The organism is Paralcaligenes ginsengisoli (assembly GCF_054781135.1).
Genome location: NZ_BAAGUZ010000022.1, coordinates 31,232 through 53,417 on the forward strand (window position 1 = coordinate 31,232; position 22,186 = coordinate 53,417).

Sequence of the window (22,186 nt, forward strand, 5' to 3'; positions counted from 1 at the left end):
TCGAAGCTTTCTGATTTCCTCCTATTTTCCAGACATGGCTCAATACGTATACACGATGAATCGGGTGGGCAAAATCGTGCCGCCCAAGCGGCAGATCCTGCGCGACATTTCCCTGTCTTTTTTTCCCGGCGCGAAAATCGGCGTTCTGGGCCTGAACGGCTCGGGCAAGTCCACGCTGCTTAAAATCATGGCCGGCATCGATCAAGAGATCGAAGGCGAAGCCGTTCCCATGCCCGGCATCAAAATTGGCTATCTGCCTCAGGAGCCTCAACTGGATCCCGAGCATTCCGTGCGCGAGTCGGTTGAAGCGGGCCTGGGCGAGATCTTCACGGCGCGCAAGCGGCTTGACGAGGTTTATGCCGCTTACTCCGAGCCCGATGCCGATTTTGACAAACTGGCCAGCGAACAGGCCGAGCTCGAAGCGGTCATCGCGGCGGCGGCATCCAGCGGCGCCGACGACATCGAGCATCAAATGGAGATTGCGGCCGACGCGCTGCGGCTGCCTCCGTGGGACGCGACCATAGGCCAGCTGTCGGGCGGCGAAAAACGCCGGGTAGCCTTGTGCCGCCTGCTGCTGTCCAAGCCCGATATGCTCTTGCTCGATGAGCCGACCAACCACCTGGATGCTGAAAGCGTCGAATGGCTGGAACAGTTCCTGCACAAATTTCCGGGCACTGTGGTCGGAGTGACACACGATCGCTATTTTCTCGACAATGCGGCTGAATGGATCCTGGAGCTGGATCGCGGCTATGGCATTCCCTGGAAAGGCAACTACAGCTCCTGGCTCGAGCAGAAAGAAGCCCGCCTCGAGAAAGAAGAAGCGTCCGAATCGTCTCGCCAGAAAACCATCAAGAAAGAGCTCGAGTGGGTGCGTCAGAGTCCCAAGGGACGCCAGGCCAAGGCCAAGGCGCGCTTGGCGCGTTTCGAGGAATTGTCGTCGCACGAATACCAGAAGCGTAACGAGACACAAGAGATTTTTATTCCCGTTGCCGAGCGCCTGGGCAATGAAGTCATCGAATTCGATAACGTCTGCAAGGGCTATGGCGATCGCCTGTTGATCGACAAGCTCAGTTTCAGGATTCCGGCCGGAGCGATCGTGGGCATTATCGGTGCCAACGGTGCGGGTAAATCCACGCTGTTTCGCATGATGGCGGGCAAGGAACAGGCCGATTCGGGCGAGGTCAGGATCGGCAAAACCGTGCAGGTGGCTTTTGTGGATCAGTCGCGCGAGTCGTTGCCCGACGATAAAACGGTGTTTGATGCCGTTTCCGATGGGGCCGATCTGCTGACGGTGGGCAAGTTCGAAATGGCCTCGCGCGCCTACCTGGGGCGCTTCAATTTCAAGGGGGCCGATCAGAACAAGCTCGTCGGCAAGCTGTCCGGAGGCGAGCGCGGCCGCCTGCATCTGGCCAAGACGCTACTCACGGGCGGCAATGTATTGCTGCTGGATGAACCGTCGAACGATCTGGACGTCGAAACCCTGCGGGCGCTCGAAGATGCCTTGCTGGAATTTGCGGGCTGCGTGCTGGTCATCAGTCATGACCGCTGGTTCCTGGATCGTATCGCCACGCATATCCTGGCTTTCGAGGGCGATTCGCAAGTCGTGTTTTTCGACGGCAACTACCAGGAGTATGAGGCCGACAAGAGGCGTCGCCTGGGCGAGGAAGGGGCCAAGCCCAAACGCCTGCGCTACAAGGCCCTGAAATAAGCCGTCGCCATGAGGCAATTGCGCGCCGAGGATTCCGTTCTGGTGGTGGTCGACATGCAAACCCGTTTGCTGCCGGCCATACATGACTGCATGCAATTGCTGGCCCGGGCCCAGGCTCTGGCCGGCGCGGCGCGCTTGCTGGATATCCCTGTGATTGCCACCGAGCATTGCGCAGCGAAAATCGGTCCCACTGCGACAGATCTGCGTCCATTCCTGCATCATATTGTGCATAAAATGCATTTTAATGCGGCTAGTGAGCCTGGTTTCGTTGAACAATTGCCTGGGAAACGATCGCGTGTGTTGTTAATCGGCACGGAAGCGCATGTATGTGTGTTACAAACTGCATTGGGCCTGATGGACCTGGGTTTATGCCCGGTATTGGTCGCCGACTGCATTGGGTCCAGGCGTCAGTCCGATCGCCACATTGCGCTTGCCCGGGCAGCGCACTATGGTATCGAGGTGGTGAGCGCCGAAATGGCTATGTTCGAGTGGCTGGAGTCGGCGCATCACCCTCGCTTCAAGGAAGTGCTGGCCCTGATCAAGTCGTGCAATACAAGGCCGATGCCTGAAGGGCCTTGATACATATTTTTCGTCCACTCACAGCGTGTGGGCCTGAAGTTTGCGATGCTGACGGCTCGTCAGGTATAGTAAATTCAAGCTATTAAATAGTATCTAGTATTGGAGGAAAAAAAGTGAAATTAAACTCAATCTGCAAATTCGCGGTAGTAGCGGTGCTGGTGGCAGCTACTGCGGGCTGCTCGTCCTGGGATAGCATGAGCCGTCGTCAAAAAAGCACGGTAACCGGTGCCGGTATCGGCGGCGTGGCGGGTGCCGTGATTACCGGCGGAGGCGTGCTTGGTACGGTTGGTGGCGCCGCCATCGGCGGGATTATTGGCGATCAGGTCGGCAAACACTGACCTTCGCCTGACGGGCGGCACAGGCACATGGCCTGGCAAAAGGGAGCTACTTTTCCCCTTTGCCAGGCCATGTGCTTTGTGGCGTCAGCTGCTGGCCGCCTCGGCCTGGGGCATCTCGATCTTGACTTCAAGAATTTCCAGGGAATCCTGGCGATCAAGATTCACTTTGATGTCTTCCGGGTTGATCTTGACGTATTTGGAAATAACCGCCACCAGTTCCTGCTGCAACTGGGGCAGGAAGTCGGGAGCGCGGCTGCCGCCGCGTTCGTTGATGAGGATGAGTTGCAGGCGATCTTTGGCGACACTGGCGGAGGTCTTTTTTTGCCCGAGCAGGAAAGAAAGAAAGGACATTTTATTTCCCTCCGAACAGGCGCTTGAACAGGCCGGGTTTTTCGTAGTCGACAAAGCGCAGCTTTTTTTCTTCTCCCAGATAGCGAGCCACCACGTCTTGGTAGGCGGTGGAAACGTCGCTGTCGCGGATATGAATGGCCGGAACCCCCTGGTTGGAGGCCTGCAGTACTGATTCGGACTCGGGAATCACGCCTATCAACTTGATGCGCAGGATGTCTTCGATGTCTTTGAGCGACAGCATTTCGCCGTCGGCCACACGCTTCGGATTGTAGCGAGTCAGCAGCAGGAATTCTTTGATGGGTTCTTCGCCTTTGACGGCGCGAAACGATTTGGCGGACAAAATACCCAGGATCCGGTCGGAGTCGCGCACCGACGAAACCTCGGGATTGGTGACGACCAATGCGTCGTCGGCGAAATAAGAGGCCATCAGCGCCCCGGTTTCTATGCCGGCAGGCGAGTCGCAGACTATGTACTCGAAACCCATGTCCTTGAGATCGTTGAGCACTTTTTCGACGCCATCTTGCGACAAGGCATCTTTATCGCGCGTTTGGGACGCAGGCAATATGAACAGGTTTTCCAGTTGCTTGTCGCGGATGAGGGCCTGGTTGAGGGTGGCTTCGCCTTGAATTACATTGACGAAGTCGTACACGACACGACGTTCGCAGCCCATGATCAGATCCAGGTTGCGTAAACCGACGTCGAAATCGATCACTGCGGTCTTGTGACCGCGCATGGCCAAGCCAGAAGAGAAGCTGGCACTCGTGGTAGTTTTACCCACGCCGCCTTTGCCGGACGTCACCACAACAATTCGCGCCATGACGATAAAATTCCTTTGTTATTGATAAATCACGTAATCGTAATGCAAAAATGCAGTTTTTGAGCTTAACTTGAAGTTATTTGATAATCTGTTGGCAACAAAACTTAACCCGGTGTTCCCAGCCCGATGATGCGCAAGGCTTCGCCTTCCAGTTGCACAATGGTAGGCTGATTGTGCAGGCTTGGGTCCAGCCTGGTTTCGATCACTCGATAAACGCCGGCGATCGCGAGCAATTCGGGATCGAGCTGGGTCGTGAAGATGCGCGCGCTGGTGTCGCCGCGCGCCCCCGCCATGGCCTTGCCGCGCAGCGGCCCGTAAACGTGGATGTTGCCGTCGGCAATGACTTCGGCCCCCTGGCTGACGACGCCGATGACGATCAGGTCGGTGTTGCGGGCGTAAATGCGTTGTCCGGAGCGCAGCGGGCGATTGATGACCATGGCTGCCGGCGCGATGGCCGGCAATGCCGCGGCTGCGGCTGCGGCTGCGGCTGTTTCGGAGGGCGCAGCCGCCGGCGCGACGGATTCGCTGCCGGACGGGGCCGCTTTTGCCGCGGGTGGGGCGACAACGGGGACTTCCTTGTCGGGCGCCGGGGTGGCGACCGGGCGGGGTACCGGATTTGCCAGATCGACGCTGGTCAGGCCCTGAGCCCGGGCGGCTTCCAGATTGCCGTCCTGCGCCATGACGCCTATCGGGTACAGGTCGTGCTTGCGCAGCGCCTCGGTCAGGGCGGCCCAGTCTATGGTTTCTTCGATGGCCGAGGCGTCAATGACGACAGGCTCGTTCTCGAAGAAAGATCCGGCATCGCTCATGCGCTGTTCGAGAGCGGAGATCAGCTCAGGCAAGCGGGAGCTGTGCAGGACCACGCGTACGGCATAGAGGGTGGCGCTTTTGAAATCCAGTGCCAATTGACTTTCACGGTTTGAAGAAGAGTCGTTCACAGATTGTCTTTTGCAATTAGAAATGGCTTTATTTTAAATGGCGTCGTGATTTGCTTCAGCGCTGCTCGCGTTCGACGCGGGCTACGCCCACGAGTCCCGCAGCGTGACCGCCCGGTTGATGACGGGCTGTTCCGGGGTTGAATCAAGCTGGTCGGCAACAAAATACCCCAAACGTTCGAACTGCCAGAGGGTGCCCGGCTCGGCCCGTGTGCCCGGTTCGAGCCAGCCTTGAACGATCCGGCAGGAATGCGGGTTGATGGCCTGCAGGAAATCCTTGTCGCCGGAATCGGGGTGCGGGTCGGAGAACAGGCGGTCGTAGAGGCGTACCTCGGCGGCGACCGCGTGGCTGGCGCTGACCCAGGTGATGGTGCCTTTGACTTTGACCGATTCCGAGCCCGGTGTCCCGCTTTTGGTGTCCGGCAGGTATTCGGCATGCACTTCGCTGATGTTGCCGTGTTCGTCTTTGACGAAACCCGTGCAGGTCACGATATAGCCGTACTTCAAGCGCACGGTATTGCCGGGGAAGAGCCGGAAGTATTTCTTTGGAGGCTCTTCGCGGAAGTCGTCGCGTTCAATCCAGAGCTCGCGCGAAAATGGAAATTCGCGTACCCCGGCTTCCGGCTGATGAGGGTTGTGCGGCGCATGGCACAGTTCGGACTGGCCTTCCGGGTAGTTGGTAATGATCAGCTTGATTGGATCAAGTACCGCAATCCGGCGGCTGGCTTGCGGGTCGAGGTCGTCGCGCAGGGCCTGCTCGAGCAGGCTGTAGTCGATACGCGAGTCTGCCTTGGAGACGCCCAGGCGTTCGCAGAACAGGCGTATGGATCTGGGCGTATAGCCGCGTCGCCGCAGCCCGACCAGGGTCGGCATGCGGGGGTCGTCCCAGCCCTTGACGTGTCCCTCGCGCACCAGTTGCAGGAGCTTGCGCTTGCTGGTGACGACATAGGTGAGATTGAGGCGCGCAAATTCGTACTGGCGCGGCAAGGGGCGCAGGAGCTGCCCCAGATCGGCCAGCCTGTTCAGTATCCAGTCGTAAAAGGGCCGCTGATCTTCGAACTCGAGCGTGCAGATGCTGTGCGTGATGCCTTCCAGCGCGTCTTCAACGGGATGCGCCCAGGCGTACATGGGGTAAATGCACCAATCGTTGCCGGTTCGGTGGTGGGCCGCGTGCCGGATGCGGTAAAGCACCGGGTCGCGCAGATTGATATTGGGCGAGGCCATGTCGATCTTGGCGCGCAGGGCCAGACTGCCATCGGGGTGTTTGCCGTCCCGCATTTCACGAAGCAGCGTCAGGGACTCGGCGGCGGGCCGGTCGCGCCACGGGGAGTTCGTGCCTTTTTGGGTCAGCGTGCCACGACTGGCGCGCATTTGTTCAGCGTTTTGCTCGTCGACATAGGCGTCTCCGGCCTCGATCAGCGCTTCGGCGAATTGGTATAAATACCCAAAGTAATCGCTGGCGAAGTAACAGTTTGTCTCGCCCTGGTTCTCCCAACTGAAGCCCAGCCACGACACCGCGTCGATAATGGTCCTGACGTACTCGTCTTCTTCTTTTTCGGGGTTGGTGTCGTCGAATCGCAGATGGCAGGCGCCGTTATAGTCGCGTGCCAGCCCGAAGTTCAGGCAGATGCTTTTCGCATGACCTATGTGCAGATAGCCGTTGGGCTCGGGCGGAAAGCGGGTGCGGATCCTGGCCGGATCGTGTGTTCCCCGCGCCTGGATGGCGGCTGGGCCGGGCTTTCCCGCCCAGAGCTTGTCGGCGTAGCGGGCGCCCGCCAGATCGTTGTCGATAATGGTGCGCAGGAAATTCGAAGGTGGCGGAGTCAGAGCGGAGGTCATACGGAAAGCAGTGTGTGGTGTCTTGCAAAGTAAGCATTTTGCCACGTTCCGTCCAATTTGCTTGCAGGCGGTAGTCATGATGGCCGCAGAGGCTCTACACTAGCGCACATTATGACGAACTCCGCTCTCTGGCTATCGCAGATCCAGTTTTTTATCAGCCTGGGTTTTTTATCGCTGTTTCTGGCGATAGAGCTTGGCCTTGCCTGGCTGTTGCTGTTTTTCAAAATTCGCGGCCGCCTGTCCGGGGAAGCGGGCTGGACGGTTGCATATCGGTTCTGGGTGCGTGTTTTCGCTCTGGCGTTTGTGCTCACATTTGCGTCCAGCATGCCGGTTCTGATCCAGTTCGGCAGCCTGTGGCCCCGTTTGATGGACAAAATCGGCGAAATTGCCGGCCCTTTGCTGACCGCGGCCATTTTGACCACATTTATCTTCAAATCCTGTTTTTTGGGTGCAATGCTTTTCGGGCAGCGCCGTTTTTCGGACTCCGTGCATACAGCCATGGTATTCATGACGGCGCTGGGAGTGACTCTGGCCGCGTTGTGGATGGTGGTCCTGATGTCCTGGATGCAGACGCCTGCCGGGGCGAACCTGATCGACGGTCAATACCATGTCGTCAACTGGTTCGATGTGCTGTTCAATCCGTCCGTAGGCTGGCATGCCGCCTTGCTGGTCCTGAGTTCCGCCCTGACCGTGGCCTTTCTGATGCTGGGCGTCACGGCGGGCCAGACTTTGCGGCGTCCCCTGGACGACAGCGAGCGCCTGGTGTTCAGGACTTCCTTGAGCGTCGCCATGGTCGGCGTCGTGCTGCAGGCGGCGGCAGGAGCCGGGACCGGCATGATGATCGCCCAGCATCAGCCGGCCAAGGCGGCGGCCACAGCGGCGTATTGGCAATCCGGCACGCAGCCGGTGCTGGTGCTGACGGCCTGGCCGGATCAGGCCGACGGCAGCAATCTGGCCGCCTGGGAATGGCATCATGCCGGCGGGCGCTGGCTGGGGCAGGATGACAAGGGGCAGTTTGTCGGGCTTGACCATTTCTCGGGCATGAGCCCTCCGGTTGCCCTGGTTTTCTGGTCTTTCCGGCTTATGCTGCTGATTGGGCTGTTAATGGCTCTGGCCGCCTGGGTGACCTTTTTTCGTTTGCGCAAGAAGCAGTACGACCCAAGCGTCTTGTCTGAGAGATGGCGCCGATTCTTGCGTCTCATGATGTTTTCCGGATGGGGCGCAAGCCTGGCGGGACTGTGCTATGCCTTGTTCGGCCTCTATCCCTATGCCGTGAACGGCACCGTGACGCTAAGTGAAATTGCGAGCTCCACCCCAAGTAATGTTCTGGCAGGGGCAGGGGTCGCCTATCTGGTGTTTTACGGCGTGCTGATGCTGGGCTTCCTGCAGTTGCTGCGACACATCGCCCGCTATGGCGTGGTGCCGGTTGCCCGCAGACGGGGGCGCGCATGATTGTTTCCCTGGCGCTTTCCCTGGGGATGAATCCGCAGGATCCCGCATTCTGGATGCCGCTTGCCTTCATGGGCATTCTGTTCACGGTCATTGTGGCCGGCACTATTCTCGATGGCTTCGATATCGGCGTCGGCTGCCTGGCCTTGTTCGCTCCCCCCGACTTGCGTCCGCGCATGCTGTCGCTGCTCAGTCCCTGGCGGGACGCCAACGAATTCTGGCTTTTCCTGGGCATGGGCCTGTTTGTGGCGGCATTTCCCAATGCCTGGGGCAGTGTCATGGGCGAGCTTTATCTGCCCTTGTGCGTACTGGCGCTGGGGGTCATGCTGCGTTCGGTATCGTTCGAGTTCCGTTTGCGCGCGCCGATCGAGATGCAGTCCCGCTGGCTGGCCGGATTCAGCCTGGGCTCGCTGATTACGGCGTTGGCCCACGGTTTCTTGCTGGGGCAACTGGTGGTGACGTATCAGACCGGAGCGGGCTATTTGTGGTTTTCCTTGTTTGTCGGCTTGTGCGCGCTGGCGGCCTACTGCCTATTGGGCGCCGCCTGGCTGATTATGCGCGAAGGCGGCGAACTGCGTGTTCGGGCCGTCATGTGGGGCAGGCGCGCGGTGCGCTGGGCGGCAGCCGGCTCGGTTGGGGTATCGGTGGTGCTGGCCTTTGCCAACACAGGTGTTTTTCTCAAATGGAGCGACGGCCCTCAATGGCCTGTCGTGGTTGGCCTGTGGGGGTTCATGCTGATTGGCTTTGTATCGATTGAAATGTGCCTGCAACGCATGATCAATCGCAGCTATCGGACGACCGCCTTTCCCTTCACCATGACATTGCTGATTTTCCTGGTCACTCTGGGTGGCCTGGGTTACAGCTTTTTCCCGTATCTGGTGCTGGATGACATCACGATCTGGGATGCGGCCGCCTCGGTGGCGTCCCTGCGCCTGATTCTGTCCGCAGCGGTCATCGCCTTGCCGGTTGCGCTCATTTTCAATATTTGGGTGTATTGGCGCATGTTTGGTTTGTCGAAGGCGCCGACGCCCCCCGTGTTCAAGGCCTGATGCGTGGCGTCCGCTCAGGCGTCGGCAGTAGCCAGCAAAGGCAGTTTTACGGTTACCCGCAGGCCTCCCGAAGGGGCCTGGCCCAGTGTCAGGGTGCCGCCGTGAGCCTTGGCGATGGCGTCGGCCAATGCCAGCCCCAGGCCCACCGATCCGGTCAGGGTGCGGGCGTCGTCCAGCCGCGAAAAAGGCCGTAGCGCTTCGCCGCGCCGCTCGGGTGCGATACCGGGCCCGTAGTCTGAAATAGTCATGATGGCCCAGTGATCGTCGGCGGTCAGCGCAACTTCGACAGGAGGCTTGCCATGATTGAGGGCGTTGGTAACCAGATTGTCGAGCAGGCGCCCCAAGGCAATGCGATCGGCATTGAGCGTAAGGGGCTTTGCCCATAATTCGGTCAGGCGCACGGCGCTGCCGGCGCTCTCCCAGGCCGAGGTCTGTTCTTCCAGCCAGCCATTGAGCGCCAGCGGTGTGAAGTGGTAGGTGCCCGGGTCGGTGCCGCGTACGAAGCCGATAAACTGGTTGACCATGCGCTGCATGTCCTGGATGTCTTTGCGCATGCCGTCTTTGAAAGTCGAATCGTCGACCATTTCAATGCGCAGCCACATGCGCGACAAAGGGCCCTTCAGGTCGTGGGGCAGGCCGGCCAGCAAGGTGCGTCTGACGGCTCCCGACTCCGCCAGGGCGTCGAGCATGGCATTGAAGCGCTCGCCCAGTATGCGTGTTTCCGTGGGACCCGAAGGCGTGACGCGTTGTGGCTGTCCGGCCGCCAACTGGTCGGCGGCGCTGGCCAGGCGCGTCAGGGGGCGCGTGATGTGCCACGAAAAAATCGCGGAAATCAGCAGGAACAGCCCCATGCCGCCGAGCCAGAAGAAAATCGCCGGCGTTGTCACGGGCGGCGAAATATGGTCGAGCGGAATGACCAGCCATTCCCGGTTCTGCGGCGCCTCGTCGTCGCCCAGATTGGGCATAAGCGAGATATACAGCCGAGGCCGGGGCCCTTTCGAGAGCGCCACGCGGGTGCCGTCGTTCAGGCGAATGTTGAGAGATTGGACAAAGAGGCGCAGATCGCGCCGCATGTCGTGGGGCAAGGGGGGAGGGCCGTGCCGCCTGTCGCGCCGCAGCTCCGGCGGCAGCCTGGGGCGCTCGTTGATGCGGGCCTCCGAAGGCAGGCTGCGCGACCATAAATGCCATTCGTTCTGCGACGCCGTGCGTACGAAATCGGCACGTTCGTCGGCAGGAATTTTAGCCAGCGCGGCGCGCAAGGTGCTGATGGTTGTCGCGGTATATTGAACCGCCACCTCTTCGGTGAATTTCTTGCGGTAATACGTGATGGTGGCTACTGTGGCCGCCTGCGCCAGCAAAACCGTACCCAGCGTGAGCAGGATCATGCGTACGCGCAGGGACCTGGGTATGAGCCGGTGCCATTTCATGGCTGCTCAGGGGGCAAAACGGTAGCCCACGCCCCAGACGGTCTGTATCCAGCGCGGCTGTTTCGGGTCGTCTTCGATGGAGCGGCGCAGGCGCAGGACAGCGATGTCGATGGCACGGTCGTTGCGCTCGCCTTCGTCGTCGTCGCGGGCCAGGGCCAGCAAGCGATCGCGCGACAGCGGCTTGCCGGGGTTCTTGACCAATGCTTCCAGCAGGTTGACCTCGCCGCCGGTCAGCTTGACCACGGCCTGGTTTTTGTAAAGCTGGCGTGTGCTCGGATCGAACACGAACGGCCCGAATGCGACGGGTTGCTCTTTGGTGAGTGCCGAAGCGCCTTTCTTCCGGCGCAGAACGGCTTCGATGCGGGCAAGAAGTTCGCGGGGGTCGAAGGGTTTGCCGACGTAGTCGTCGGCGCCGGCCTCGAGGCCGACGACGCGGTCCACGGTTTCGTCGCGCCCCGTCAGCAGAATGACGGGAATGTCCTCGCCCTGCTGCCGCAGTCGGCGACAGGCTTCGGCGCCGTCGCCATCGGGCATCATGCGATCGAGTACGACGAGGTCGGGGGAATAACGTTGTATGCGCTGAACCAGATCGCTGCCGTCGGCGGCCAGCAATGTATCGTAGCCGTGGCGATTCAGGTAATCGGCCAGCAACTGGCGCAATGCCGGATCGTCGTCGACGACCAGAATTTTGACTAAAGGGGTATCCATAGCCGGCAGTGTGCCGATTCGCCGGCCGGCTGGCAAGGCTTGGAAATGAATTGAAATACCTGGCTGCCGTGTTTTTCGTGTCGCGTCGGCGGAACACCCCAAGAATATCGGGTGCCGTGGATGCATCCTTTTGCAGCAAACGAAGCCATTCGCGTCTATGATTACAGGCCTGCCGTGACTCCAGGCCCGTCCTGGCCGATAGTGTCGTTCGGGTAACTCGGCGTCGCCGGCCTGTTTTCCGGTTTTTTATACTGATTCTGCATGATGGCTGATTTGGTTTCCTCGATGCGCAAACGCCTGGAAGGCTATGCCTGGCTTTCCGATTTGCCCGCCATGCTCTGTTGGGCCGCGGTCGTTGGCGTTCTGGGTGCGCTGACCACCATCGCTTTCCACGAAGGTATGCACCTGGTCCAGCACTGGGTGACCGGGCATAGCGGCTCCATCGTCCAGGTAACGCAAGGCCTGCCCTGGTATGGTCGCCTGCTTTTTCCGATGGCCGGGGGGGTGGTGGCCGGAGCCCTGTTGTGGTGGGCCGCCAAAATCAAGGCTGGCGCCAATTCGGACTACATGGAGGCGGTTGCCATAGGCGACGGCCGCCTGTCGATCCGGCAAGGCCTGTTGCGATCGCTGTCCTCCCTGTGCACGGTGGCTTCGGGCGGTTCGATAGGGCGCGAGGGCGCAATGGTGCATCTGGCCTCCCTGAGCGCTTCGGCCATCGGCCGCTTTACTTCCTTCAATACCGCGCGCCTGCGGCTGCTGGTGGCTTGCGGTGCGGCCGCCGGCGTGGCCGCCGCTTATGGGGCGCCGATTGCCGGTGCCTTGTTCGTGGCCGAAATCGTTCTGGGCACCATGGCCATGCAAAGCTTCGGCCCCTTGCTGATTGCCGCGGCCACGGCAAATATCGTCATGCGCATGGCGGGCCATTACCAGACCACCTATCAGATGACGAATATCCCGCAGATTGGCGGCGTCGAGATTCTGCCGTTCATTGTGCTGGGGGTTCTGGCAGGAGTGGCCGCCCCTCAATTCCTCAAATTTCTCGATTTTTCAAAGAAAACCTTCAAAGGCACCAAACTGCCGCTGCCGGCCCGCCTGGGCCTGGGGGGGGCCTTGCTGGGACTTCTGTCGATTTTCATGCCCATGGTTGCAGGCAACGGCTATAGCGTGGTGTATTCCCTGTTGCATACGAACTGGACCTGGTATGCCGTCCTGCTCATCCTGGTGTGCAAGGTGCTTGCCACGGCGCTCACGGTGGGGTCCGGGGCGGTCGGCGGTGTATTCACACCCTCCATCTTTGTGGGTGCCGTGTTTGGCACCCTGTTTGGGCAGATCGTGGCCATGTTCTGGCCCGGCATGTCCGCCGAGCCGTATCTGTTTACATTGGTGGGGATGGGGGCTTTTCTGGGTGCGGCAACCAGCGCGCCGCTCATGGCCATTTTGATGATTTTTGAAATGACCTTGAGTTATCAGATTGTGTTGCCCCTGATGCTGGCTTGCGTAATCGCCTATTTTGTATCGCGGGCCATTGCCGAGGTGGCCATGTACGAGGTCACGCTGGTGCGCGAGCGCGACGTATTGTTGCGCCACCAGCTGCGCCATACCGAACTGAATGAAATGATCAAGCCGGCGGTCACGGTCGTGGCGACCACTGCTCCGGTCAAGGCGGCCTTGCAGATGTTTCTGGATTATCCCGTCAAGTACTTGTATGTGGTCGATGAAAACAATATATATCAGGGCGTGATCGCGCAGCAGGACCTGACCAGCTTGCTGCTCAATCAGAGGGATGCCCAGGACCGACTGGCTGGCGAGGTATTGCGCCTCGATTTTGTGAAGCCGCTGCATCCCGATATGACGCTGGACGACGCGCAGGAGTATTTTGTGAACTTTACCGGCGAGCGTCTGCCGGTTGTGAGCCGCGAGCAGCATCCTCGGTTGTTGGGCGTGGTGTATAAGTCTTCTTTGCTTGAAAAATATTGCGCGCTTAAAAAATCCATGGATGCCAGCGGCGAAGTCATGCTCGACGTTCGTGCCAGGCGCGCCAGATGACTTCCGGGTATACGCCGGCCCCAAGGCTGCGTTACCATTAATTCGAGTGTTTGAAGATTGTGGCGCGGCATGGTGTGCCGATGTGGTGTGGGCAGTTATGGCAATAAAAGTTTTTTGTTTGAAGAATGGTTTGCGAATGGCGCTGGCGGTGGGCCTGTATGCCGGATGCGTCCAGGTCCACGTTCCGGCAAAAGCCGATGCAGGAAACTGGGCCGGCCCTCAATTTATCGCGCAGGCGCAAGCCGCGGAATTGCCGGTAGTGGGTCTGGCGCGGAACATCCTCGCCGATAGCGGCCCCTCGCTGGGCGATCTTGCTCCCGTACACCTGTATTCAGTGCCGGAGGTTTCTGTGGAGCCTCCCCAGGGTTTGCCACCCGCCGATGCGGCAGATGAATCCGTGCCGTCCACCGATGCGCAGGCCGATGCTGCCGGCCCATCGATAAGCGAGCTGGAAGAAGGCTGGCGCACACCGGATTATGCGCCGAGCGGCTGGATGCCCATGGGAGAGGTCTTGACCGAGGAAGGAACATGGGTGCCGGATCGCACCGCGGGCGAAGGCTGGACGCTGGGAACCCATAACTGGCGCTATACCAGGGGCAATGGCACAGGCCTGACTCTCGGCAATGACCTGGCGGCGGCGCCGGGCTGGGGCAATGCGGCTCGCATGGGTGGCATTCGGTTTTCTCAATCCTTGTCCAATGGCAACGTTGCCGCCGATCAGTGGCAATACTCCGCCATGGCGGGTGCGCTCGATTATTCTCCCAAGGCGGCGACAGAGGGCGGCTTGTTGTATGGGCCGGCGGCTGGCAATACCGTCGTGCGTTATGGCTGGACTTCCAGCCTGACGCTGGAGTCCCAGCTTGAATGGGCTCCCGACATGAAGAATATGGGTGTGGGGGGACAGTACGATACGCATCAATGGGGGGTATGGAAGGCGGGTGTGGCCAAGGCCAGCCGGGATATGCATGAGGGCCTGCGCTACCAGATCGGATACGAAACCAGCATTCTGGATACGCTGAAACTGTCATGGACCAATGAGCAGCGCACAGCCGGCTTTTCGGATTTGAGCCGTTACGAAAACTTTTCCACCGACGCGGGGGGGCTCACCCGCAATCTTTTGTCGGCGACCTTGCCTCTGGGCCGCTGGGGCGATCTGACGGGTTCTTACGAAGCGATCGATACGGCGGCTGGCCCGTCCAGGGAATATCTCGGGGTGGCCCAGCAATTCTGGCTAAGCCCGAATCTGCAGGTTTCGCTCAAGGCCGACCGCGATCGGCTCAGTGGCGATTATGATGTAGGCCTGCGCTTTTCCATACCCATTAAATAGCCGTTTCGGCGTCGCCAGCGTATTTGCCGGGGTCGACGCCATCCGCCGGACGATTAAAATGCCTTTTTGGCATCCGCTCCGGCAAAGGAGCGGAGCCGCCCACTTTCTTATTGCCGCTGAATGTCTGCTTCCCACAAAACGATACTCGATACCCTGCAACGCGTGTTTGGCTATGAGTCTTTCCGTGGCGATCAGCAGGCCATCATCGAGCATCTCGTCGACGGAGGGGACGCCCTGGTTCTGATGCCCACCGGCGGCGGCAAATCGCTGTGCTATCAGATTCCAGCCTTGGTCAGGTCCGGCACAGGGGTGGTGGTATCGCCGCTTATCGCCTTGATGCAGGACCAGGTCGATACCCTGACCGAGCTGGGCGTGCGGGCCGCCTTCCTGAACTCCACGCAGGACTGGCGCACGGCTCGCGAGGTGGAACAAGCCTTCCTGACGGGCGAGCTGGATCTTTTGTACGTGGCACCCGAGCGTTTGCTGACCGAGCGATGCCTGGAGCTGCTGGCCGGAGGGGAGATCGCCCTGTTTGCCATTGACGAGGCCCACTGTGTTTCGCAGTGGGGGCACGATTTCCGCCCTGAATACCTTGGCTTGTCGATCTTGTCCGAGCGCTGGCCTGCGGTGCCGCGCATAGCGTTGACGGCCACCGCCACGACCGTGACCCGCCGGGAGATCGCGCAGCGCCTGGACCTGACTGCGGCGCGTCACTTCGTTTCCAGCTTCGACCGGCCCAATATACGCTATCGTATTGTCGAAAAGGCCGAGGTCAAGCGCCAGTTGCTGCAGTTCATACAGACCGAGCATCAGGGTGATTGCGGCATTGTTTACGGCCTGTCGCGCGCCAGGGTCGAGGATACCGCCGAGTTCCTGTGCCAGCATGGCATTCCCGCCTTGCCGTACCATGCCGGCCTGAGCGCCGCCGTGCGCGCTGGAAATCAGTCGCGCTTCCTGCGCGAAGACGGCCTGGTCATTGTGGCCACGATCGCGTTCGGCATGGGCATAGACAAACCCGATGTACGCTTTGTGGCGCATATCGATCTGCCCAAGTCGATCGAGGGCTATTACCAGGAAACCGGCCGGGCCGGCCGCGATGGCCTGCCGGCGACGGCCTGGCTGGCATATGGCTTGCAGGACGTGGTGCAGCAGCGCCGCATGATCGACGAGTCGCCGGGCGAGGACCTGTTCCGGCGGCGCCTCGGATCGCAGCTCGATGCGATGCTCGGTTTGTGCGAAACCGTATCGTGCCGGCGCCAGCGCCTGCTGGCCTATTTCGATCAGCGCATCGAGCCTTGCGGGAACTGCGATACCTGCCTGGAGCCGCCGCAAGCCTGGGATGGCACGGTTGCCGCCCAGAAAATCCTGTCGGCCGTGTATCGTCTCTGGCGCGAGCGAGGCCAGCGCTTCGGCGCGGGGCATCTCATCGACATTCTGCGCGGCAAGCTGACTGAGCGCATCAAGCAGTACGAACATCAAAGCCTGAGCGTATTCGGAATTGGCTCGGATTTGTCCGAGCAGGCATGGCGTGGCGTCTTTCGTCAATTGCTCGCGCAAAGCCTGTTGGCCGTGGATCAGGAAGGCTATGGCACCCTGGCCCTGACCGACGCGAGCCGCCAGGTGCTTAAGGGGGAAAAGACCCTCATGCTCAGGCGCGAGCCGGAAAAAACGGCGCGCTCCGGCCGATCGACAAGTACGCGCCGCAAAGAAGCGGAAATTGTCCTGCCGGCCGAGGCGCAGCAGCGTTTCGAGGCTTTGAGGGCCTGGCGTGCCGAGGTAGCCCGCAGCCATGGCGTGCCGGCCTATGTCATTTTCCATGATGCGACTTTGCGTGAAATCGCGGTGCAGTCACCGTCGTCTCTGGATGAACTCAGTCATATCAGTGGGGTGGGCCTGCGCAAGCTCGAGGCGTACGGTGAAGAACTGCTGCGCAACGTGCGCGCGGCGCCGTAGGGGGGAGCTTGGGGGGGCTGTCTATGGCGACTATCCTCGTTCTTAAGACGCGGGGGTGGCGGCCCAGGCGGGGTGGAGCTCGCATCGTCCGATCCAGGCTGCGGCCGCGGCGGACTCAAGCTCGCCCACCCCGCCTGGGCCGCCACCCCCGCTCGCGTTTAAGGGTTTTTGTGCGATCGCAGGTCCACGTGACTAAACGGGAATATTGTTCAGGAAAACAGTTCGTTGCTGTCCGCGGCCTTGGGTGGGGCCAGGCCCAGGTGCTGCCAGGTCGTTTTGGTGGCCATGCGGCCGCGCGGTGTGCGCTGCAGATAGCCATGCTGAATCAGGTAGGGCTCGATGACGTCTTCGATGGTATCGCGCTCTTCGCCTATGGCGGCGGCCAGGCTGTCGACTCCGACCGGGCCGCCGTCGAATTTATGGATGATCGCTTCGAGCAGTTTGCGATCCATGAGGTCGAGGCCTTGCGGATCGACTTCGAGCATGGCAAGGGCCGCGCCGGCCACGGCGGCGTCTATCTTGCCATTGGACTTGACCTCGGCGTAGTCGCGTACGCGCCGCAGTAGCCGATTGGCGATGCGGGGCGTTCCGCGCGCGCGTTTGGCGATTTCGATGGCGCCGTCGCTGGTCAGGCCGGCATTGAGCAGGCGGGCGCTGCGGGTGACGATGTGGGTCAGGTCGTCGGTGTTGTAGAACTCGAGGCGGGATACGATGCCGAAGCGGTCGCGCAGCGGATTGGTCAGCATGCCGGCGCGTGTCGTGGCGCCCACCAGGGTAAAGGGTTGGAGATCGATCTTGACGCTGCGTGCCGAAGGCCCTTCGCCGATCAGGATGTCGATTTGAAAATCTTCGAGGGCCGGATAGAGAATTTCTTCCACCACCGGCGACAGCCGGTGAATTTCGTCGATGAACAGCACATCGTTTTTTTCCAGATTGGTCAGCAGGGCGGCAAGATCGCCGGCACGCTCCAGTACCGGGCCGGAGGTTTGCCGCAACTGCACCCCCATTTCGTGTGCCACGATGTGGGCCAGTGTCGTCTTGCCCAGCCCGGGCGGCCCGAACAGCAAGACATGGTCCAGCGCCTCGCCGCGGTTTTTCGCGGCCGTGATAAAGATATCGAGCTGTTCGCAGACGCGCTGCTGGCCGACATATTCGCTGAGCGCGCGCGGCCGCAAGGCCCGTTCGACCGATTCTTCATTGGGCGAGGTGCTCTGCGGCGCAACGATGCGTTCGGCGGGGGGCGTGCTGGATAGCGAGTCGGAATGAATGGCCATGGTCTTGGTGAAAGGCAAGTATAGATATCGTACACTACTCGATCGCAGGAGCGTATTTACCTTTTGGCGAGCGATTTAAGCGCCTGCCGAATGCCTTCGGAAACGTCGATGCCCTCGGGCAGGCCTTTGAGTGCGGCCAGCGATTCGCTATTGGAATAGCCCAGCGAAAGCAGGGCATTCAGGATGTCGTCCGTGCTGGAGGGGATGCTTGCCGCGCCGTGGCCCAGATCGGCGCCCAGCTTGCCGCGCAGTTCCAGCAACAGGCGTTCGGCGGTTTTCTTGCCTATGCCTGGAACACGCGTAAGGTGCGTGGTTTCCTGGCGTGTAATGGCGCTGGACAGTTCTTCGACAGTCATGCCCGATAGCACTGCCAGCGCGGTGCGCGCGCCGATGCCCGTGACTTTGATCAGCGCCCGGAATGTCGAGCGCTGGCTGGCGGTGGAAAAACCGTACAGGGTATGGGCATCTTCGCGCACGGCCAGATGCGTGTAGAGCGTGACGCGCGCGCCGGTTTCGGGCAGGTCGTAGAGGGTGCTCATGGGCACGTCGATTTCATAGCCTACGCCGCCCACGTCGATGCAAACCATGGGGGGGGTCTTTTCCAGCAATGTGCCGGTGATGCGTCCGATCATCGGGGCGTCCTCAGTAAGTGGTTAACCGATCAGGCGTCCGCCGCGCAGGCGGCTGCCCTGATGGCCGGTCAGATCGCCGGCCTGCTTCAGGCGCTGCGCAAGCGGTCCGACGTGGGCATGGCAGATGGCGCAGGCCAGGGCATCGGCGGAGTCGGCGGCGGGCAGGCCGTCGAGGCTCAGCAAATGCTGCACCATTTTTTGCACTTGCTCTTTGGCGGCATGACCGTTGCCCACCACCGCTTTCTTGATCTGTAGCGCAGTGTATTCGTGAACCAGCAGCTGGCTGTCCGCCAGGGCGCACATGGCGGCGCCGCGGGCCTGTCCGAGCAGCAGCGTGGATGTGGGGTTGGTGTTGACGAACACTTTTTCCATGGCGGAAACCGTCGGCTGATTGGCCTGTACGATTTCGCGCAGATTGTCGAGTATGACTTTCAGGCGCTGCGCCAGCGGTTGATCGGCAGGAATGACGATGGTGCCGCTGGTGATATAGCTCAGGCGCATGCCCTGGGCTTCGATAACGCCGAAGCCCGTGCGGCGCAAACCCGGGTCGATTCCGAGAATGCGCATCAGTGGCGGAAGTGACGGGCACCGGTCAGCACCATGGCGATGCCCCGCTCGTTGGCCGCCGCGATGACTTCATCGTCGCGCATGCTGCCGCCCGGTTGAATCACGCAGTTGGCACCGGCATCGATGACGACGTCCAGCCCGTCTCGAAACGGGAAGAACGCATCGGAGGCCACTGCCGAGCCGGCCAGAGTCAGGCCGGCATTGGCCGCCTTGATCGAAGCGATACGGGCCGAATCGACGCGGCTCATCTGACCTGCGCCCACGCCGACCGTCATGCCATTGGCAACGAAAACGATGGCGTTGGATTTGACGTATTTGGCGACTTTCCAGGCGAACATCAGGTCTTTCATTTGCTGTTCTGTCGGTGCCTTGCGCGTGGCCACCTTGAAGTCGCCCGCGGCCACCTGGTAGTTGTCGGGAGTTTGCACCAGCCAGCCGCCGCCGATCCGTTTGACGTCGAAAGCGTTATGAGCCTGCCCTTGCGGCACTTGCAGGACCCGCACATTTTTCTTGGCGGCGAAGATTGCCAGGGCGTCGGCATCGTAGCCGGGGGCCAGCAGAACTTCGACAAACTGCGTGCTGATTGCCTGGGCGGTGGCGGCATCGACCTGGCGGTTGAAGGCAATAATGCCGCCGAACGCCGAGGTCGGGTCGGTCTTGAAGGCTTGTTGATAGGCGGCCAGAGGGGCGTCGGCAATGGCCACGCCGCACGGATTGGCATGCTTGACTATGACGCAGGCGGGGGTGTCGAAGCTGCGCACGCACTCCCAGGCCGCATCGGCGTCGGCAATGTTGTTGTAGGACAGTTCTTTGCCCTGCAACTGCCGGTAGCCGCCCAGCAGGCCGGCACCCTGATGCGGGTCGATATAGAAGGCGGCGGCCTGATGCGGATTTTCGCCGTAGCGCAGGATTTGCTGCTGCTGCATTTGCAAGGTAAGGGTGCGCGGCCATGGATGGCGGGCGGGAGCCTGCTCCTGCTCGGGCTCGGCCACGGCCAGGCTGCTCAGGTAATCGGCGATCGCGCCATCGTAGGCCGCGGTATGGGCGTAGGCTTTGGTGGCGAGCTCGAGGCGCAGGCCGTATGACGTTTGCCCCGCGGGGCTGTCCATTTCGGACAGCACACGCGCATAGTCGCTCGGGTCGATGACTACCGTGACTCCGCCCACTGCCGTGCCGTGATTCTTGGCGGCGGCGCGCAGCATGGCGGGGCCGCCGATATCGATGTTTTCGACGGCATCGGCAAAGGAGCAATCGGGTTTGGCGATGGTTTCGCGAAACGGATACAGATTGACGACCAGCAGGTCGATACGCTCTATGTTGTGCTGTGCGAGTGTATCCAGATGTTCCTGGCTGTCGTGGCGCGCCAGCAGGCCGCCATGGATTTTGGGGTGCAGGGTCTTGACCCGGCCGTCGAGAATTTCAGGCGAGCCTGTGTGGGCGGCCACTTCGGTGACTTCGAGTCCGGCCTGCGCCAGCAGTTTTGCCGTGCCTCCGGTCGAGAGCAGCCGCACGCCGCGCTGGGCAAGTGTCTGGGCAAATTCAACAATGCCGGTTTTGTCCGAAACCGAGAGTAAAGCTGTCTGGATCTTCATGTGTGGGGCGGGAATAGGGAATTAAGGTTGCAGATTGTGGGCGAGCAGCTTCTTGCGCAGCGTGCTGCGGGTAACGCCGAGTATCTCGGCGGCTTTCGATTGATTGCCCTTGGATTTTTCGAGGGCGACTTGCAGGACAGGCCTTTCTACGCAATTTACAACCATGGCCAGTATGTCGCGCGGCTCGGAGTCGCCGAGGTCGGAAAAGTAAAGTTCGAGGCGGTCGCGTACCGATTGTTCTAAGGGATTCTTGTTACTCATGGCGGATAATTAAATAAGGTTGCGGCATTCGCGGTTCAGGCGGCTAGGGCTTGATTCGGCAGGGGCGCAACGAGCTCGTCGGAAAGATGATGATCGAACCATTGCTTGAGGGCAGAGGTTTGATCGCGGGTGTTGTCTATTTGGTTAATGCTGCGTAACAGTGTTTCGCTATCGGGCAGGTCGGCAAGATACCAGCCGATATGCTTGCGCGCGGAACGCACGCCGGTGAATTCTCCGTAGAACCGGTAGTGGTCGTCGAGATGATCCAGCAGGCATGAGCGCAGTTCGCCGTAACTGGGGGGCGGCAGGCGCGACCCGGTTGCCAGATAATGCGCCACTTCGCGGAAAATCCATGGACGGCCTTGTGCGGCTCTGCCGATCATGACGGCATCGGCACCGGTGTACTGTAGTACGTATTGCGCTTTTTCGGGAGTATCGATATCCCCATTTGCAATGACGGGAATTTTGATTGCGTTTTTCACTTCCTTGATCGTATCGTACTCGGCGTGGCCCTGATACAAATCGGACCGGGTGCGCCCGTGCAGGGTCAGGGCGGCGATGCCCGCCTGCTCGGCCAGAGCCGCGATGCGTAGCGCATTGCGATTCTGGCGGTCCCAACCGGTACGGGTCTTGAGCGTAACCGGCACGCCCAGAGGCGAGCAGGCTCCGACCACGCTGTCGAGAATGCGGGCGACCAGATCTTCGTCGCGCAGCAGTGCCGAGCCGGAGGCGACATTGCATACTTTCTTGACCGGGCAGCCCATATTGATATCGATGATGCAGGCGCCTTTCTCGATATTGAACAGGGCTGCCTCGGCCAGCATGCCGGGATCGGAGCCGGCGATCTGCACGGAAATGGGGTCGATTTCACCGTCGTGATTCAGGCGGCGCGATGTTTTGACGCTTTCCCACAGGCGCGGGTTGCTGGCGGCCATTTCCGAAACGGCGTAGCCGGCACCCAATTTTTTACACAATTGCCGGTAGGGGCGATCGGTTACCCCTGCCATGGGGGCAACAAAAACAGTATTGGGAAGGGACCAGGGACCAATGCGCATCGGGGGATTTTAACCCCCTATTTGAATTCGTCAGGCTATTTCGTAGCGTCGGGGGTTTGTGTCCGGGGCCGATCGGCGGTAAAGCACGCTGTTAGCGCATTTTTGCTTCGAGTGTTTGCTGCACTGGACGCTTTTCAGTCATTTTATTTTTGAGTTGTTTTGGCTTGAGCTTATGACTTTGGGTTGTGTTTGCCGTGTTGGCTGGGGGGGTCTTTCTATAAAGACGCCGCAGGGTGGGCGGTGCTGTGCAGTCCGGCACGTCCAGCGGTCGTGGTGCTG

At 60.5% G+C, this 22,186-nt stretch carries 21 protein-coding genes; 8 read left to right on the top strand and 13 right to left on the bottom strand.

Going from position 1 to position 22,186, the window contains the following annotated elements:
* Positions 1 to 34 precede the first annotated feature (34 nt).
* The 3 genes from ettA (at position 35) to ACYVIS_RS11770 (ending at position 2,625) form a co-directional block, all read left to right on the top strand.
* On the top strand, positions 35 to 1,708 hold the full coding sequence (gene ettA / locus ACYVIS_RS11760) for an energy-dependent translational throttle protein EttA (protein ID WP_232740892.1): 1,674 nt from the start codon (positions 35 to 37) through the stop codon (positions 1,706 to 1,708).
* A 9-nt stretch (positions 1,709 to 1,717) separates the two neighbouring features.
* On the top strand, positions 1,718 to 2,287 hold the full coding sequence (locus ACYVIS_RS11765; RefSeq protein ID WP_232740891.1) for an isochorismatase family protein: 570 nt from the start codon (positions 1,718 to 1,720) through the stop codon (positions 2,285 to 2,287).
* 113 nt (positions 2,288 to 2,400) lie between these two features.
* Complete coding sequence (locus ACYVIS_RS11770) at positions 2,401 to 2,625, top strand: glycine zipper 2TM domain-containing protein (protein WP_232740890.1); 225 nt, start codon at positions 2,401 to 2,403, stop codon at positions 2,623 to 2,625.
* Between the two features lie 84 nt (positions 2,626 to 2,709).
* On the opposite strand, the gene minE is transcribed toward ACYVIS_RS11770, so the two are convergent.
* The 4 genes from minE to ACYVIS_RS11790 all read right to left on the bottom strand — a co-directional run bounded on the left by minE (position 2,710) and on the right by ACYVIS_RS11790 (position 6,567).
* The gene (gene minE, locus ACYVIS_RS11775) at positions 2,710 to 2,976 is read right to left on the bottom strand and encodes a cell division topological specificity factor MinE (RefSeq protein ID WP_232740889.1); all 267 of its coding nucleotides are present in this window, start codon (positions 2,974 to 2,976) and stop codon (positions 2,710 to 2,712) included.
* A 1-nt stretch (position 2,977) separates the two neighbouring features.
* Positions 2,978 to 3,793, bottom strand: coding sequence for a septum site-determining protein MinD (minD, locus tag ACYVIS_RS11780; RefSeq protein ID WP_232740888.1), 816 nt, complete (start codon positions 3,791 to 3,793; stop codon positions 2,978 to 2,980).
* A gap of 104 nt (positions 3,794 to 3,897) precedes the next feature.
* On the bottom strand, positions 3,898 to 4,731 hold the full coding sequence (gene minC / locus ACYVIS_RS11785) for a septum site-determining protein MinC (RefSeq protein ID WP_460874042.1): 834 nt from the start codon (positions 4,729 to 4,731) through the stop codon (positions 3,898 to 3,900).
* 81 nt (positions 4,732 to 4,812) lie between these two features.
* Entirely contained in the window at positions 4,813 to 6,567 is a 1,755-nt protein-coding gene (locus tag ACYVIS_RS11790) for a glutamine--tRNA ligase/YqeY domain fusion protein (RefSeq protein WP_232740886.1), read from the bottom strand.
* 111 nt (positions 6,568 to 6,678) lie between these two features.
* Between ACYVIS_RS11790 and ACYVIS_RS11795 the strand changes: the two genes are divergently transcribed.
* Positions 6,679 to 8,019 carry a cytochrome ubiquinol oxidase subunit I gene (locus ACYVIS_RS11795; RefSeq protein WP_232740885.1) on the top strand — a complete coding sequence of 447 codons (1,341 nt, stop codon included), beginning with the start codon at positions 6,679 to 6,681 and terminating at the stop codon, positions 8,017 to 8,019.
* Positions 8,016 to 9,065 carry a cytochrome d ubiquinol oxidase subunit II gene (locus tag ACYVIS_RS11800; protein WP_232740884.1) on the top strand — a complete coding sequence of 350 codons (1,050 nt, stop codon included), beginning with the start codon at positions 8,016 to 8,018 and terminating at the stop codon, positions 9,063 to 9,065. The genes ACYVIS_RS11795 and ACYVIS_RS11800 overlap by 4 nt, the downstream gene beginning before the upstream one ends.
* A gap of 14 nt (positions 9,066 to 9,079) precedes the next feature.
* Here the strand turns inward: ACYVIS_RS11800 and ACYVIS_RS11805 are convergent, their stop codons facing one another.
* Together ACYVIS_RS11805 and ACYVIS_RS11810 are read right to left on the bottom strand one after the other, a co-directional pair.
* Positions 9,080 to 10,492: an ATP-binding protein gene (locus ACYVIS_RS11805; protein ID WP_232740883.1), complete on the bottom strand. Its 1,413-nt coding sequence runs from the start codon at positions 10,490 to 10,492 to the stop codon at positions 9,080 to 9,082.
* Between the two features lie 6 nt (positions 10,493 to 10,498).
* The gene (locus ACYVIS_RS11810; RefSeq protein WP_232740882.1) at positions 10,499 to 11,200 is read right to left on the bottom strand and encodes a response regulator; all 702 of its coding nucleotides are present in this window, start codon (positions 11,198 to 11,200) and stop codon (positions 10,499 to 10,501) included.
* 264 nt (positions 11,201 to 11,464) lie between these two features.
* On the opposite strand from ACYVIS_RS11810, the gene ACYVIS_RS11815 reads away from it, so the two are divergent.
* From ACYVIS_RS11815 to recQ, 3 genes are all read left to right on the top strand, one after another.
* On the top strand, positions 11,465 to 13,246 hold the full coding sequence (locus tag ACYVIS_RS11815; protein ID WP_370636006.1) for a ClcB-like voltage-gated chloride channel protein: 1,782 nt from the start codon (positions 11,465 to 11,467) through the stop codon (positions 13,244 to 13,246).
* Between the two features lie 97 nt (positions 13,247 to 13,343).
* The gene (locus ACYVIS_RS11820) at positions 13,344 to 14,573 is read left to right on the top strand and encodes a hypothetical protein (protein WP_460874043.1); all 1,230 of its coding nucleotides are present in this window, start codon (positions 13,344 to 13,346) and stop codon (positions 14,571 to 14,573) included.
* A 120-nt stretch (positions 14,574 to 14,693) separates the two neighbouring features.
* A complete protein-coding gene (gene recQ / locus ACYVIS_RS11825) occupies positions 14,694 to 16,526 on the top strand; it encodes a DNA helicase RecQ (RefSeq protein ID WP_460874044.1) in 1,833 nt (610 codons plus the stop codon).
* Between the two features lie 209 nt (positions 16,527 to 16,735).
* On the opposite strand, the gene ruvB is transcribed toward recQ, so the two are convergent.
* The 7 genes from ruvB to ACYVIS_RS11860 all read right to left on the bottom strand — a co-directional run.
* Positions 16,736 to 17,800, bottom strand: a complete 1,065-nt coding sequence (ruvB, locus tag ACYVIS_RS11830; RefSeq protein ID WP_232744645.1) for a Holliday junction branch migration DNA helicase RuvB — start codon at positions 17,798 to 17,800, stop codon at positions 16,736 to 16,738.
* 56 nt (positions 17,801 to 17,856) lie between these two features.
* Positions 17,857 to 18,432 carry a Holliday junction branch migration protein RuvA gene (ruvA, locus tag ACYVIS_RS11835; protein ID WP_232740878.1) on the bottom strand — a complete coding sequence of 192 codons (576 nt, stop codon included), beginning with the start codon at positions 18,430 to 18,432 and terminating at the stop codon, positions 17,857 to 17,859.
* Between the two features lie 21 nt (positions 18,433 to 18,453).
* A complete protein-coding gene (gene ruvC / locus ACYVIS_RS11840) occupies positions 18,454 to 18,999 on the bottom strand; it encodes a crossover junction endodeoxyribonuclease RuvC (protein WP_232740877.1) in 546 nt (181 codons plus the stop codon).
* The gene (gene purH / locus ACYVIS_RS11845) at positions 18,999 to 20,591 is read right to left on the bottom strand and encodes a bifunctional phosphoribosylaminoimidazolecarboxamide formyltransferase/IMP cyclohydrolase (RefSeq protein ID WP_232740876.1); all 1,593 of its coding nucleotides are present in this window, start codon (positions 20,589 to 20,591) and stop codon (positions 18,999 to 19,001) included. Before purH ends, ruvC begins: the two co-directional genes overlap by 1 nt.
* Positions 20,592 to 20,612: 21 nt before the next feature.
* The gene (locus ACYVIS_RS11850) at positions 20,613 to 20,852 is read right to left on the bottom strand and encodes a helix-turn-helix domain-containing protein (protein ID WP_232740875.1); all 240 of its coding nucleotides are present in this window, start codon (positions 20,850 to 20,852) and stop codon (positions 20,613 to 20,615) included.
* Positions 20,853 to 20,887: 35 nt separating this feature from the next.
* Positions 20,888 to 21,907 carry a tRNA dihydrouridine synthase DusB gene (dusB, locus tag ACYVIS_RS11855; RefSeq protein WP_232740874.1) on the bottom strand — a complete coding sequence of 340 codons (1,020 nt, stop codon included), beginning with the start codon at positions 21,905 to 21,907 and terminating at the stop codon, positions 20,888 to 20,890.
* Positions 21,908 to 21,998: 91 nt separating this feature from the next.
* A partial coding sequence (locus ACYVIS_RS11860) for a hypothetical protein (RefSeq protein ID WP_460874045.1) occupies positions 21,999 to 22,186 on the bottom strand: 188 nt, incomplete at its 5' end.